Genomic DNA, 14,473 nt, shown 5'->3' with positions numbered 1-14,473 from the left:
CCGAGCACGAGGAGGACGGATGTCCCTGGATCTGAAGCCGAAACCGCTGACCGAGCCGCCCGCCCAGCGGGCCGGGGACGTCCGTGTCTCCCGCGGCCGCTGGCGCCGCACCGTCGCTCTCAAAGGCGCGTCGTTCACAGCGCCGTTCTTCGCCGGTTTCGTCGTCTTCACGGTCGTCCCGGTGATGATGGCGCTGAGCAAGAGCCTCTACAGCTCGAAGAGCTCCGGCCTCGGCTTCGGCGACAAAACCGTCACGTTCAGCGGCCTCGAGAACTTCGGCCGCGCACTGCACGACGCGAAGTTCTGGGGCAGCCTGTGGCGGGTCGCATTGTTCGCGATCGTGGTCATCCCGCTGATCCAGCTCACCAGCCTGACTCTGGCGCTGCTGCTCGACTCGGTCCGCAGACGCGCGGCCGGAAAGCTCCGGATCGCGATGCTCGTGCCCTACATGAGCCCGGGCATTGTCGCGACGCTGATCTGGATCTACCTCTACAGCCCCGACGTCGGCCCGCTCACACCGTTCTTCAAGCTGTTCGGGATCGACGCGAACTTCTACAGCAGCGAGATGATCTGGGTCTCGGTCGGCAACCTGATGGCGTGGGGCAGCATCGGCTTCAACATGCTGATCGTGTACGGCGCCCTGCAGGCGGTGCCCCGCGACATCTTCGACAGCGCCCGGGTCGACGGCGCGTCCGAGTGGCGCATCGCCTGGTCGATCAAAGTGCCGTACGTACGCCGCTCCCTGGTACTGGTCAGCATTCTCGGCATCATCGGGACCCTGCAGATCTTCAGTGAGCCGTTGCTGTTCCGCTCGATGACACCGGAGACCGTGAACAAGGACTTCACCCCGATCATGACCATCTACAACCAGGCCTTCGCCGTCGGCGACTTCAACTACGCAGCGGCCCTGTCCATCGTCCTCGCACTCGTCGTCGGCCTGATCTCGGCGATCTTCTACAAACTCACCAACAAGGCTCCCGCATGACAACCACTGCTACCGCCGGCCGTCGGTACGACGACGACCTGCCGGCCGGCCACCATCCGTCGAAGCTGTCCAGGGTCCTGGTCTGGACAGGCCTCATCCTCTTCCTCGTCTACTCCATCGCCCCGGTGTGGTTCCTCATCGTCTCCGCGACGAAGAACCAGCGTGACCTCTACACCACCAACGGCCTCTGGTTCGCGGACTTCCACCTCTTCGACAACGTCCGGGACCTCTTCACCTACAACGACAGCATCTTCTTGCGCTGGATGGCGAACACCCTCCTCTACGGCGTCGTCGGAACGGTCGGCATGACCGTCATCTGCGTCGCCTGCGGATACGCGCTGGCCATGTACCAGTTCCGCGGCCGCGGCATCCTGATGAGTTGCATCATCGCGTCCTTCCTGATCCCTGGCGCGCTGCTGACCATCCCGTCGTTCCTGCTGTACACCCGGATGCACATCGTCGACACCCCCTGGGCGATCATCGTGCCGCACTTCTTCAGCGCGTTCTCGGTCTACCTGGCGAAGGTCTACGCAGAAGGCGCCGTCCCGCCGGAACTGCTCGAGGCCGCCCGCGTGGACGGCGCCGGCGAGTACCGCGCCTTCCTGACCATCGGAGCGCGGCTGATGACCACCGGCTCGGCGACCATCTTCCTGCTCGGGTTCGTCGGCTCCTGGAACTCGTTCTTCGGACCTCTGGTCTTCCTCCGCGGCGAACAGAAATGGACCGTCATGCTCGGCCTCTACTCCTGGCTGAACATCAAGGTGGACCAGTCCGTCGACCTGACCGGACTGGTCATCGTCGGAGCGATCGTCTCGCTGATCCCGATCGTCGCCCTGATGCTGGCCATGCAGCGGTACTGGCGCTCCGGTATCACCCTGGGCAGCCTGAAATAACGCTCCTCCGAAGACCCACCCACGTAGAACAGGTAACGATTTCTATCCTTAGAACGGAGGAGCCGTGGTTGATCGCCCCGCGGCACTTTTCGCCCTCGGTGCGCACCATCTGCCCGAGCTGTACCCACCACGCTCGATGCACCGCCTTCAGCGACTCGTCCGGGTCGACGAGACGGTCGTCGCCGAGCGGTTCGACACCGATGACGTCCAAGCCGCCCTGGCCTCGACCGAGTACCTGATCACCGGATGGGGATGCCCACCGATCACCACCGCGGTCCTCGACGCGGCGCCACGGCTGCGGGCGATCCTGCACACCGCAGGCTCGGTCAAGACGCTCCTCACCGCGGAATGCTGGGAGCGTGGCCTGGCCGTCACCTCGGCCGCCTCGGCCAACGCCGTACCTGTCGCCGAGTACACGCTCGCGGCGATCCTCTTCGCGGGCAAGGACGTCTTCAGACTGCGCGACCGCTACCACTCCGACAGACATTTCACCTTGGCCGAAGTGCAGACGGGAGTGGGTAACTACGGCCGCAGGGTCGGAGTGATCGGCGCCTCGCGGATCGGCCGTCGCGTCATCGAACTTCTCCGCCCGTTCGACATCGAGGTGTACCTCTTCGATCCGTACGTCGACGCCGGCGCCGCGGCCGAACTCGGCGTGCGGCTCGTCGATCTGGACACGTTGCTGCGTACCTGCGACATCGTCACCGTGCACGCCCCCGCGAACCCGCGAACCGACCGACTCGTCGGGGCCGCGCAACTCGCACTGATGCGGGACGGAGCGACCCTGATCAACACCGCGCGCGGCAGCCTCGTCGACACCCACGCGCTGATCGAACACCTCGAGGCCGGACGCCTGTACGCCGTACTTGACGTGACAGATCCTGAGCCGCTGCAGGCCGACTCGGAGCTCTGGAACCTCCCGAACACGTTCCTGACACCGCACATCGCGGGCTCACACGGCAACGAACTCGCCCGCATGGGTGACTGCATCATCGACGAACTCGAACGCGTCCTCGACGGCCGCCCATTCGCCCACGCCATCGTGGCAACCGATCTGGACCGGGTCGCCTGACCTATCGTTGACCCATTCCAGCATTCGAAGAAGGGGGCCGCGGTGGCACGACAACCGACCTCGGGTGACCGTCCGACCGTCAAGGACGTCGCCGCTTCGTCGGGCGTGTCCGCCACCACGGTGTCCCGGGTGCTCGCCGGCAACTATCCCGTCTCGACCGCGACTCGCGCGCGAGTCATGAAGGCCGTGCGCGAACTGGACTACGTCATCAACGCCCAGGCGCGAGCTCTGGGCGGCGGCGGCACGAAGACCGTGGCCTTCATCGTCCACGACCTGGTCGGCCCCGCGTTCGCGTACGTCGGTCAAGGCGTCGAGCAGCAAGCAACCGCCGAAGGCCGGCTCTGCCTGGTCTGCACAACCCACGGCGACCCCGAACGTGAACTCGAGCTCGTCGAGCTCATGCGCGAGCAACAGGCCGAAGCTGTGGTCCTGGTCGGCGGCGGAAGCAACAGCAGGAGCTACATCGAGCGGATGACTCAGACCGCCCGGGCGCTGGACAAGTCCGGCTCCCGCCTCGTGCTCTGCGGCCGCGCGCCGCTAGGCCCGGACGTGCCGGCCACGGTGGTCGAGTACGACAACGAAGGCGGGGCCTACGCCGTCACCAGTTACCTCATCTCCCTCGGCCACCGCGACATCGTCTTCCTTCGCGCCGGTCAACCGGGTCACAGCACCGTCGACGGTCGTCTCCGCGGGTTCGAGCGCGCTCACGAGGAACACGATCTCCCGACACCGGCGCAGCCCACGCGCGCGATCACCTTCGACCGCGAGTCCGGCTACCAAGCGACTCGCGATCTGCTGGCACAGGGCCACAGGTTCACCGCGATCTTCGCCGCGACCGATGTCGTGGCCGGCGGTGTGCTGGTCGCGCTGCGAGAAGCCGGTCTCCGGGTACCCGAGGACGTTTCCGTCGTCGGATACGACGACATCCCGCTGGCCAGGGACCTCACGCCACAACTCACCACGGTCCACGTGGACCACGAGGACCTCGGCCGAACCGCCGTACGCCACGCCCTCAACCGCGACCGGTACGCCATGAATCAGCACACGATCATCGGCACCCACGTCGTCATCCGCGACTCCGCCGGTCCCCCTCCCAAGCCGAGCAGAACACGTTCCCGGAGCCCCCGCTCGCCCATGTCGTGACAGGGCAGCACGATGCGACGCTGCTCAGGGCCAGGTGGTGCTGAGGCGGTCGTACTCCTCGGCGGTGACCGGTAGGACGACTCCGTGACAAGGGTGCTCCGGCAGCCGGTGACCCGTCGAGGGCACCCAGGCGCCGCCGGCCAGGTCGGTGGTTTCGAACGGGACGTACCGGCGATCCGGCCGGAACTCGTCGATCCACAGGTACCACTTCGCCTCGGTGTTCGACTTGTACACCGACGGTCCCTCACCCTGGCTGATCGCACCGAGGCCGATGCCCTCGGCCAACGGCTTCCACTCGGCGGCCGTGAGCGACGTCGCGGTCTCGGAGAAGACGGACTTGCCGTGCGGTGCGTCGCCGCCGCGGCTGCGCTCGTCCTTGAGGAAGCGGTAGTAGACGCCCGCTTGCTCGATGACCGTCGTGTCGATCGTCTGCCACCCGCGGTCGATCCACACCCGCGGCGCCGAGAACTCGCGGAAGTCGCGGGTGGTCGCGTACATGATCCGGTTGTAGCTCTCGCCTGCGTGGTCGGCGTCGTCGTACAGCGTTGAGGACCAGTGCACGAGGTACGCGTCCTGCTCGGGATCCCAGACCGCCTCCGGCGCCCACGTGTTGCCCGCCTCCGGCGGGGCCACCTCGACGAGTCGCCCCTGTCCCCAGCTCACCAGATCCGTCGACTCCCAGACCATGATCGAGCGACTGCCCCATCGCTGATGCCGATCCCAGTCGTGGCTCGTATAGAGCCGCAGGTCGGTCGCGACCAGGTAGAACCGATCACCCTGCGGAGAACGGACGATGTGCGGGTCACGGACTCCGCACTCCCCGCTGGTGGAGTACAACACGGGCTTGCCAGCGTTGAGATCCGTGAACCGCAGCGGGTCGTTACCCTCGCTGAGGGCGAAATAGATCTGCTCACCATCGACGGACTCGCGCTTGAAGTGCGCGTACAGATAGCCAGCGTACTCGGGCATGTACCGACCCTAGGCGATCCGCCGGCCCGGCGGTCCCACGTTTCACCAGCCGGTCCCCCATCGCCGCCGCTGCCATCTGACCGGTAGTACCTGCACCCCTGCTCATACGGCTGGCAACCTTTTGGGGTTCGGCGGCAACTGGGGTGTGGAACGTGGGCCGGATCTACCGAACGGATGGACATGAGGACAACGAGGCATGGCGCGGCGGAGCCGTTGCGCCAGCGGTGGCGGGTTATCGGCATTCCAGTGGCTCTGGTGTCCGTCGGCGTTGTGGTCTGCTTGGCCGCGGCGCTCCTCATCGATGGCGGCGCTGATACCCGGCGTACGGCCAAAGAGTCCGTTGTGGATGCCCCGGCGAGCGTCCCGCCCGATTCCGGCTCACCGACCGCAGCGGCCCTCGCCACGATGGCACCGACGCCGTCGGCCGCCCGCAGGCCGCGCACGCCTGCCAACAGCCCGCGCTCGCCTTCCAGCACCCCGCACCCCGAATCCGCGGCGTCGACAGCGCCTCTGGCCGGGCGGATCAAGCCCGGCATTCGTTACCGGGGCGTCGCGACCGCCTACGAGGCGGGTGACGGGAATGGTGCCTGCCTCTACGGCCCGTCCGGCGACCTCATGATCGCGGCGATGAACCACACGGATTATGAGTCGGCCAAGGCATGCGGAGCCTACGTGCTGGTCCGCGCCGCCAATGGGGCTTCCGTCACGGTGCGGATTGTCAACGAGTGCCCCTTGCCCTGCGCACCCGGGCAACTCGACCTCAGCCAACAGGCGTTCGCCAGACTCGCCAACCTCTCCGTGGGCAGGCTCCCGATGACCTGGACGCTGCTCAGCCCCGCCGCGTCCGGCACTCTCTCGATCCGGTACAAGACCGGGTCCAGTCAGTGGTGGTGCGGCATCCAGGTGATCGGCCACCGCAACCCGGTGGCCGTGCTCGAGGTCCGGACCGCCGAAGGCTGGCGAAAGCTGCACCGCACCGACTACAACTACTTCCTCGCACCCGAGGGCAACGGATGCGGGACAGCGATCAGGATCACCGATATCTACGGTGAGCGGGTGACCATCAACGGGATCGCCCTCGAACCGGACATCGCGCAGCCGACCCGAGTCCAGTTCGCCCGGCATTGACCGTTACGCTCGGCCTGATTGTTAACGCGAACATTGCAAGGAGAGGGTAACCGCGGGAGATGCTGGTCGACGACGCGTCCGCGGAGTTCCACGACTTCTTCGAACGCCACTACGCCGAACTGGCGCGTCTCGCCCACCTCCTGACCGGCGAGAAGGAGGTGGCCGACGACCTCGCCGCCGATGCGCTGGCCGCTCTGTGGCATCGCTGGGACCGGCTGCGGGCAGCGCAACATCCGGTCGCTTACGCCCGCGGCGTGGTGGCCAATCTGGCACGGGAATGGATCCGGAGCAGGGTCCGCGAGCGGCGGCGGGTAGCGCTGTTCTGGTCCCGCGGTACGGAGCCGGTGGACGGGCCGGACGTTGCGGGTGTGGTAGACGTCCGGGCTGCGCTCAACCGGCTGCCGTTCCGCAAGCGGGCCTGCGTGGTCCTGCGCCATGCCTTCGACCTGTCGGAGAAGGAAACCGCCGCTGCGCTGGGCATCTCGGTCGGTACGGTGAAAAGCCAGACCTCGAAGGGAATGGCCGAACTGGAGTCGTTACTCGGCGCGGAAGCGGTCGGCGAACTGGCGGCAGGAAGGAGGAACCGGTGAACGAGGAGATCAGCCGACGGCTGCGAGAGGCCGCCGAGGCTCACGAGCCCAACCGCGCAAGGATTCTGGCGCGCGTGGAGCGCGGCGCGGCCGACCCCAGCGTCCGGCACCGCACACCTTCGATCGCGAGGTCATGGCCCCGGGCGGCAATCGTCGGTCTGATCACCGCCGCCACTGTGGCGACCGGTGGTATCGCCGTCGCTGTCGCCGCCATGGGCGGAACTCCGACGCCGCCAGCCACCGCCCCCACTCACACAGTCCCGTCCCGGACAGTCCCGTCCCCGACCGTCACGTCAGCTCCGACGCCATCAACCCACACCACCACTACCGGTCGGGCCCCCGCCACCACGTCGGGCACCGCGCACCCGACTCCGCCAGCCGACAGCCAGGTCAAGGACGGGCCGTTGTGGTCCGAAGGCTCGCTGGACGTGCACAGCAGCATCTACTGGGCCCAGAGCAACCTGACGCTCCAGACCATCAACTCGCTCACCTCACTCAGCGTGGAAGTGCGCATCGCCCAGACCGGCGGCGTGCGAAGCACCGGCAACTGGCAGACCCTGCCGAATGACGACTTCACCGTCACCGTTCAGGAGTCCGGCGGTGAGCTGCTCTACCGCTGGGTCCTCAAGCCGGGCCGCACGGTCCCGGCCGGACAGCATGAGTTCGCCGTCCAGTACAACCACGCCACCGGCGTCCGCGAGGTCAAGCGCGACGGCTACCACGTCCACGCACAGAGCTCAGGCCGTTCCTTCGCCGTCTGGGGAGGGTTCGCCCCCACCCGGTGAGGACGGTCCCGCACCGCCGGAAGCGAAAAAGATCCTGGCCGGCGGCAACCTTTGCCGTGTCTGTGACCACTAGGGGGCAGATCAGGCCGCCCCGCTGCCTGGATCCGTCTTCCTCCGGTGAATGACACGCAAGGAGTACATCCCCCCATGGACAACCCCACGCGCCGCGGGCGTCACCGCGGCCGCTGGACCGCCGCCGGCGTGCTGCTCGGCGTGCCCGCCATCGTCGTACCGTGCCTCCTGTTCGCTCAGTCGGACTCGCAGGCCGCGACGATCGACGGCAACGCCTACTACCGGCTGTTTTCCGTACGCAGTGGCAAGGTGATGGACGTCAACGGCTTCTCCACCGCCGACGGCGCCCGCATCCAGCAGTGGACCGACCAGAATACCGCCAACCAGCAGTGGAAGTTGAGACCCACGGGCGACGGCTACTACGAGCTGGTGAACCGCAACAGCGGCAAAGTGCTTGGCATAGCGGGCAGTTCGGCCTCCCAGGCGGCCGCCGCCGAGCAGCAGACCGACAGCTCGTCCACTTCCCAGGAGTGGCGGATCGACGAGGTGAGCGGTTCCGACGTCGTCACTTTCACCTCCCGCAGGAGCGGCCAGGTCCTGGACGTCTCCGGCGGCTCCACGGCAGCGGGTGCGCCGATCATCCAGTATCCCAGCAGGGGCAGCACCAACCAGCAGTGGAAGCTGGTGAAGCTGGCCGAGATCCAGCCGTCCGGGCCCGGCAGCACTCCGACGACGGCCGCGGCCGGACCGTACGTGTGGAAGAACGCCCAGGTCGTGGGCGGCGGTTACGTCACCGGGCTGGTGTTCAACTCGCGCGAGAAGGGCCTGCTGTACGCGCGCACCGACATGGGCGGGGCCTACCGCTGGGACACCGCGGCCGAGCAGTGGATCCCGCTGACCGACTGGGCCGGCGAGCAGGACTGGAACCTGCTGGGCATCGATGCGGTGGCCACCGACCCCGTCGACCCCGACCGGCTCTACCTCGCGGCCGGCACCTACACCAACGACTGGGCCGGAAACGGCGCGATCCTGCGCTCCACCGACCGGGGCCGCAGCTTCCAACGCACCAATCTGCCCTTCAAGCTGGGCAGCAACGAGCCCGGCCGCGGGGCGGGTGAACGGCTCGTGATCGACCCCGCGAACCACGGCACCCTGCTGCTGGGCACCCGCAAGAACGGCCTGTGGCGCAGCACCGACTACGGCGTCACCTGGAGTCAGGTTTCCTCGTTCCCCGTCAAGGATGGAGCGGGCAGCGGCGCGGGCATCTCCTTCGTGACGTACGGCGCGGCCGGCAGCAACACGGTCTACGTCGGGGTCAACGACAAGTCCACCTCCCTGTACCGCTCCACCGACGGCGGCAACAGCTGGCAGGCCGTTTCCGGCCGGCCGACTGGCCAGATGCCGCAGCACGGTGTGGTCTCCGGTGACGGCTCGCTGTACCTGACGTACAGCAACGACATCGGCCCCAACGACGTGACCGCGGGCTCGGTGTGGAAGTACACGCCGTCCGGCGGCGTATGGAAGAACATCTCCCCGTCCCAGGGCAATTACGGGTTCTCCGGTCTGGCCGTCGACCCGCAGAAGCCGTCCACGGTGATGGTCACCACCCTCGACCGCTGGTGGCCGCAGGACGAGGTCTACCGGACCACCGACGGCGGTACAACCTGGCAGGCGCTGGCCGACAAGTCGGTGCGGGACGCCTCCGCCGCTCCGTACATCGGTACCGGCATCGGGCACTGGATGACCGCGCTGGCCATCGATCCTTTCGACTCCGGGCATGTGCTGTACGGCACCGGCAACGGTATCTGGCGCAGCAAGGACGCGACCGCCTCCGACAGCGGCGGGACCAGCCACTGGATCGCCGGCGCCCGGGGGCTGGAAGAGACCTCGCTGGCGGACACGATCGCCCCTCCCGGCGGCGCCACCGTCATCACCTCCATGGGCGACCAAGGCGGCTTCCGCCACGACTCCCTGACCGAGGTGCCCGCCGGACGGCTGAAGAACCCGCTGATGAGCAGCAGCACCGACATCGATTTCGCCCAGTCGGCCCCCGCGGTGATGGTCCGCGTCGGCACTGGCGGCGCGCAGGACGGCGCCTACTCCACCGACGGCGGCAGCAGCTGGAACGGCTTCACGGCAGAGCCGGTGGGCAACGCGAACAGCGGCCGTGTCGCGCTCGCGGCGGACGGCTCCACCATCGTATGGACCGAGGCCGGCCAAACGCCGTACCGCTCGACAGACAAGGGAGCGAGCTGGTCGAAGGTCAGCGGCCTGGGCACTGACGCCGTGGTTGTCGCCGACCGCTCCTCGGCCAGCACCTTCTACTCACTCACGGGTGGCACGCTCTACGCCAGCACCGATGGCGGCGCAACCTTCACCGCCCGCGCAGGCAAACTGCCTGCCGGCCGGCTCACTGCCGTTCCCGGCGTCGCAGGAGACCTGTGGATCTCCGGCGGCGGCAGGGGCCTGCTGCACTCCACCGACGGGGGCCGCAGCTTCACCGCGCTCGTCTCGGTGCAGTCCGCCGACTCCGCCCTCGGCTTCGGCAAGGCCGCGCCAGGCACGACGTACCAGGCCCTGTACCTGATCGGCACTGTCCAGAACGTCACCGGAGTCTTCCGCTCCACCGACAAGGGCGCCACCTGGGTCCGCATCAACGACGACGCGCACCAGTGGGGCAGCATCGGCGGACCTGGCGTCATCACCGGTGACCCCGACGCCTACGGCCGCGTCTACATCGGCACCAACGGACGCGGTCTGCTGTACGGCGACCCGTCCTGACCCCTCCCCGTGAGCTCCGGGTCGGCCAGCAGGCTGACCCGGAGCTCACTAGGGTGGGCGCCGGATTCGAGGAGGACGATGTGGGACGCCTGATCGGGGCTTTGGTGGTGCTCGTCGTTGTGGGGCTGTGCCCGGTGCCGGCGGTCGCGGCCGGGAAGGGCGACATCACGCCCGACATCCTGGCGAACCGAAACGTCACCTTGACAGGTGACGCGGTGGTGAACACGCCCGCCGGCACCACGACGTACGACGGGGTGATCGGCGGCGAAGGAACGCTGCGGATCGCGGGCAGCGGCACCTTGATCCTCACCAAGGACAGCGACTTCTCGTTGCCCAAGGCAAGGCAACGGCAGGTGGTCCGGATCCTCGGCGGCAACCATCCGTACGTCGTGGTCACGCGCCCCGACCCGCCGGCGATCGTCGTGGACCAGGGTGCGACCCTGCAGTACGGCAACGGCGGCGGCACCGGGCTGATCGGCAGATTCCCGTACGGCACGCCCGGCTACCAGCTCAACCAGGACAACATCGAGGTGAACGGCACCCTGCGGTTGGCGCTGACCCGGTCCTTCAACCTCGGCACGATCAGCGGCTCCGGGCTGATCAGCCAGCCACGGTTCCTCTGGGGCACCCTCGATCTGGCAGGTACCAACCCGTTCTCGGGCGTGATCGACAACGGTACCCAGGCGTCCGCCGGCAAACCGGAGACCACGGTCGCGCTGCCGAACGCCCGCGCCATCCTCAACCAAGGCACCTGGACGATCGACACCCCGCTGGACCAGACCGTCACCATTCGGCAGAACTTCTACCAACGCGAGTACGGCAGCGACATCAACGTCCAGACCCGCCCCGGCAGCAAAGTGATCCTGACCGGCCAGTACAGCTACTCCGACCGTGGCGGCGACAGCAACCCGTCACTGAGCGACCCCGCGATCAACTGGCGGAAGATCCCGCACAACCTGAACAAGCGCGGCACCAACATCAAGGGCGCCAACGTGCAGTGGGGTGACGGCAGCACGAACAACATCTTCATGCCCGGCACCGCGGACACCGTCTACATCAACCTGCTGGCCGCGCGATCCCGCTCCAAACTCACCTTCGCCTACGACGGGCCGGTCACGCTCGGCGCCCCGATCGGTGGCGGCGTGTTTCACGACACACTGAAATCGCCCGGCGCCGGTGACGTCGTGATCAAGGGGGTCCGTGGCAACGATGTGACGTTCGCCGCCGACCAGTACTACGACGGCTCGACGACGATCGAAAAGGGTGCGACGCTTCGCCTCGGAAGCGGACGGCCCGGAGGTGACGGCAGCCTGTTGACGAAGGCCGCGTTGTTCCGGGTCGTCAACGAGGGTTCGCTGGTGGTTCGCAACGCCGACAAGGCGATCACGCTGTCGAAGATCAGCGGGACCGGTTCACTGACCCAGGCCGGCGCGGCGACGACTCGCCTCGCCGGGACACTGACCTACACCGGCACCACCACGATCTCGCGCGGAGTTCTGGCGCTCACCGGCGGCAGCCTGGCGGCCAGCAGCGCCGTTACGCTCACCAAGTCCGGCGCCATGCTGGACCTTACCAAGGCGGGCAACCAGACCCTCCGAAACCTCAGCCAGGCCTCCGGCTCCACAGTCCGGTACGGCGATCGCGCGGTACTCACCTTGAGCCGTCAGTCCAAGCTCTTCGGCACCTTCCAGGGCAGCCGGCTGGTCAATGTCGGCACCGCCGGCGGGGCATTCACCGTCAAGGGCGATTTCGAGCAGACTCCCGACGGTCGACTGTCCACCCGAGCGGACGGTACGCCGGTCCGCGTGTTCGGCCGGGTATCGCTGGCCGGACAGCTCGACGTCACCCCGCGAACCAAGCTCACCAACGAAACCCTGCTGATCGCCAACGACGGCACCGACCCGATCACCGGCGCCTTCACCAACCTCCCCGAAGGCACCCGGGTCACGGGCTACCAACTCACCTACAAGGGCGGCGACGGCAACGACGTCACGCTGAAACGCGTCAAGGCGAAGGCATCTCTCAACCAGCCCACCGCGCCCCCGGCTACCACCACGACTGCGGCCAACGGCTCCTCCCTCCGCCTCTCGGCCACCCTCGCGGCCGCGGCCGTCGCCCTCCTCGCCCTCATCCTGATCGTCCTCCGCCGCCGACGTCGTACCTCTTGAGGACAATCCGGCACGACACGTCATTTCGGTACCGCGTACAGCGTGCTGGCCAGATGGACACCGGGCACTCCGCTGGATGCGCCGATCTTCCCGGACAGCAAGGGTGGGTTCCGAGACACCCACAACGTTCAGAAAGCACTCCGCAACGCACGCCGACGCCGGAACCCCGGCGCCGCGCAGCACCTGGAGGACGCGCTCAGGCACATCCATGAGAAGGATCGCGAAGCTTCGGCCGGGCCTGAGATGTAACGGCAGATCTCGGCGGTCCCCGGAGGCAAAAGTATGAGTAAAGAGTGAGTTGGGCCCCGGAAGTTCGTCACTTCCGGGTTATATGTCCAGGTCAGAGAGCCGGTGAGGGGACTCGAACCCCTAACCACCGCTTTACCGGGCCGGACTTCTCGTCGGTTCGTGTCGATGGGCAAGAGTTGGCGTTGACCTGGTCACTCTCCAACGGAGAGTTCCCACAGTACGGTGCTGTCACCCAACATCTGTCGTTCATTCCAGTGAGTAAAACGGTGAGTCTTGATGCGACGGGCACCAAAGCGACAGTTCGCGGCAGACCAAACCTTTCAGACAGCCCAGAGACCTGAGCGACTCGTCGTACAAGCACCTCGCACGGGGCGCGGAGCGACGGTCTAGGCGTGCGGACAACGCGCTGCGGCAACTGCGACGTAACAGCCTCGCCCGCGGGCACTGCATCGACAGATATCTGGCGTGAGGCTCTGCGCGCAGCCGGATCCTGCCACTGACCCTCAAGGCCGAAGGGCTCACGAACATCGCGGCGCTGCGGGAGCTGCTTCGCGAAGCGTCCGCTACGCTGTCGCCGATCGCCGCCAGACTGGCCGGCAACCACCCCAGCTCTGCGGCGCACGCCTCCGACTGGGGCGGCGACGGCGACCCCGCCACCTGCTCGAATAACATCACCGTCAAGACCGCACCCATCTACGGCTCCTGCGGCTCCACTGCAGGCAAGCAGATCGGCGAACTGCAGCTCCGCTGGTCCTCGGGCTGCTTCGGTAACTGGGCCCGCGTCGTGTTGTGGGGTGGCAGGTACTCGAGGCACGTGACCGTCGAGCAGTTCGTGTCCTCCGAGGGCCGCTCCGCCGGCGCCTCCAACTACGTCTACACCGGCACCGGCGGGACCAGCGCCTGGACCCGTACGGTCCGCCTTGCGAACTCGTCGAGCACCGCCTGGGTGTCCGCGACCCTCTCCTCCGACTTCGGCACTCTCACCTACCACACCAACGGCGCCAGCCTGTGCTCCCACTGAGCACCACCGATTGCCCGCAGGTGACCAAGTCACACCAGCCGGACAGCCATCGCGCAGCTCGCACAACTCGCCCACGGCGTCGGCGGAACCGAGGTCGAATCCTCTCCACATCCTCCGAGCCCATGCGAGGATCGTCTGGCCGCGTGAGCGGACAGGATCTCTGCGTCAGATCGACAGGTTTTGGCATAACGGTGGAGGCGGAGTTGGCGAAGGTGTCGTTCGGAGATGTCATGACCGCCATTCGCAGGTCGACGCACAACGAACAAGTCGCGGCGGCGTTCCGGCGGATAGTCGCGATGCCAATCGCGCTGTTGATCTCGTGGTTCGTCCTGATAGTCGCTACAGCAATCCTCCTAGGAGCAGTCTCGGCGATCATCCGGGGCAAGGGGGGATCGATGATCGAGGACTACGCCGGCTGGTGGGCTCCGGGGATCACCGTGGCCTCTGTGCTTGCCGTGATCATCGGACGGCGCCGCATCTTTGCGGCGGCAGACGAGACCGGCGGGCGAACCTTTCCACGCCCGGCACGATCCACCTGGTCCGCGAATGCGCGCGGAACCGGCGTCTTCTACGCGTTCATCGGACTAGGGCGTGTCTGCTAAATCGTCGGGGTTGGGTGGTTGATGCTTGTTCGGTGCTGCGTTCGGGTGTGATTTCTGATGAGTTGTGGGCGGTGA

At 67.1% G+C, this 14,473-nt stretch carries 12 protein-coding genes; 11 read left to right on the top strand and 1 reads right to left on the bottom strand.

The window, feature by feature from the left end; all coding sequences use genetic code 11:
* Positions 1 to 19 precede the first annotated feature (19 nt).
* The 4 genes from AB0I12_RS35000 to AB0I12_RS34985 all read left to right on the top strand — a co-directional run bounded on the left by AB0I12_RS35000 (position 20) and on the right by AB0I12_RS34985 (position 4,093).
* Positions 20 to 985 (top strand): sugar ABC transporter permease, encoded by a 966-nt coding sequence (locus AB0I12_RS35000; RefSeq protein WP_359938210.1) that lies wholly within the window; start codon positions 20 to 22, stop codon positions 983 to 985.
* Positions 982 to 1,878, top strand: coding sequence for a carbohydrate ABC transporter permease (locus AB0I12_RS34995; protein WP_359938207.1), 897 nt, complete (start codon positions 982 to 984; stop codon positions 1,876 to 1,878). The genes AB0I12_RS35000 and AB0I12_RS34995 overlap by 4 nt, the downstream gene beginning before the upstream one ends.
* A gap of 64 nt (positions 1,879 to 1,942) precedes the next feature.
* Positions 1,943 to 2,950: a hydroxyacid dehydrogenase gene (locus tag AB0I12_RS34990; RefSeq protein WP_359938204.1), complete on the top strand. Its 1,008-nt coding sequence runs from the start codon at positions 1,943 to 1,945 to the stop codon at positions 2,948 to 2,950.
* Positions 2,951 to 2,992: 42 nt separating this feature from the next.
* A complete protein-coding gene (locus AB0I12_RS34985) occupies positions 2,993 to 4,093 on the top strand; it encodes a LacI family DNA-binding transcriptional regulator (RefSeq protein ID WP_359938201.1) in 1,101 nt (366 codons plus the stop codon).
* Between the two features lie 24 nt (positions 4,094 to 4,117).
* On the opposite strand, the gene AB0I12_RS34980 is transcribed toward AB0I12_RS34985, so the two are convergent.
* Entirely contained in the window at positions 4,118 to 5,062 is a 945-nt protein-coding gene (locus AB0I12_RS34980; RefSeq protein WP_359938198.1) for a glycoside hydrolase family 43 protein, read from the bottom strand.
* 180 nt (positions 5,063 to 5,242) lie between these two features.
* On the opposite strand from AB0I12_RS34980, the gene AB0I12_RS34975 reads away from it, so the two are divergent.
* From AB0I12_RS34975 to AB0I12_RS34945, 7 genes are all read left to right on the top strand, one after another.
* Positions 5,243 to 6,190: an expansin EXLX1 family cellulose-binding protein gene (locus AB0I12_RS34975; protein ID WP_359938195.1), complete on the top strand. Its 948-nt coding sequence runs from the start codon at positions 5,243 to 5,245 to the stop codon at positions 6,188 to 6,190.
* Between the two features lie 59 nt (positions 6,191 to 6,249).
* A complete protein-coding gene (locus AB0I12_RS34970; protein ID WP_359938192.1) occupies positions 6,250 to 6,780 on the top strand; it encodes a SigE family RNA polymerase sigma factor in 531 nt (176 codons plus the stop codon).
* A 404-nt stretch (positions 6,781 to 7,184) separates the two neighbouring features.
* On the top strand, positions 7,185 to 7,565 hold the full coding sequence (locus AB0I12_RS34965) for a hypothetical protein (protein WP_359938189.1): 381 nt from the start codon (positions 7,185 to 7,187) through the stop codon (positions 7,563 to 7,565).
* Between the two features lie 147 nt (positions 7,566 to 7,712).
* A complete protein-coding gene (locus tag AB0I12_RS34960) occupies positions 7,713 to 10,358 on the top strand; it encodes an RICIN domain-containing protein (protein ID WP_359938186.1) in 2,646 nt (881 codons plus the stop codon).
* Positions 10,359 to 10,438: 80 nt separating this feature from the next.
* Entirely contained in the window at positions 10,439 to 12,526 is a 2,088-nt protein-coding gene (locus tag AB0I12_RS34955) for a hypothetical protein (protein ID WP_359938183.1), read from the top strand.
* 1,063 nt (positions 12,527 to 13,589) lie between these two features.
* Positions 13,590 to 13,796, top strand: a complete 207-nt coding sequence (locus tag AB0I12_RS34950) for a hypothetical protein (RefSeq protein WP_359938180.1) — start codon at positions 13,590 to 13,592, stop codon at positions 13,794 to 13,796.
* Positions 13,797 to 13,939: 143 nt separating this feature from the next.
* The gene (locus AB0I12_RS34945) at positions 13,940 to 14,398 is read left to right on the top strand and encodes a hypothetical protein (protein WP_359938177.1); all 459 of its coding nucleotides are present in this window, start codon (positions 13,940 to 13,942) and stop codon (positions 14,396 to 14,398) included.
* Positions 14,399 to 14,473: the final 75 nt, after the last annotated feature.

It is taken from the genome of Kribbella sp. NPDC050459, from assembly GCF_040655315.1.
In the GTDB taxonomy this organism is placed as follows: Bacteria; Actinomycetota; Actinomycetes; order Propionibacteriales; family Kribbellaceae; genus Kribbella.
Note: the sequence above shows the minus strand (reverse complement) of the source record. Positions and strands in the feature narration are given on the sequence as shown.

Coding starts and splice junctions, on each gene's coding strand:
- AB0I12_RS35000 (WP_359938210.1), top strand. CDS start 20: ATGTCCCTGGATCTGAAGCCGAAACCGCTGACCGAGCCGCCCGCCCAG.
- AB0I12_RS34960 (WP_359938186.1), top strand. CDS start 7,713: ATGGACAACCCCACGCGCCGCGGGCGTCACCGCGGCCGCTGGACCGCC.
- AB0I12_RS34970 (WP_359938192.1), top strand. CDS start 6,250: ATGCTGGTCGACGACGCGTCCGCGGAGTTCCACGACTTCTTCGAACGC.
- AB0I12_RS34980 (WP_359938198.1), bottom strand. CDS start 5,062: ATGCCCGAGTACGCTGGCTATCTGTACGCGCACTTCAAGCGCGAGTCC.
- AB0I12_RS34975 (WP_359938195.1), top strand. CDS start 5,243: ATGAGGACAACGAGGCATGGCGCGGCGGAGCCGTTGCGCCAGCGGTGG.
- AB0I12_RS34995 (WP_359938207.1), top strand. CDS start 982: ATGACAACCACTGCTACCGCCGGCCGTCGGTACGACGACGACCTGCCG.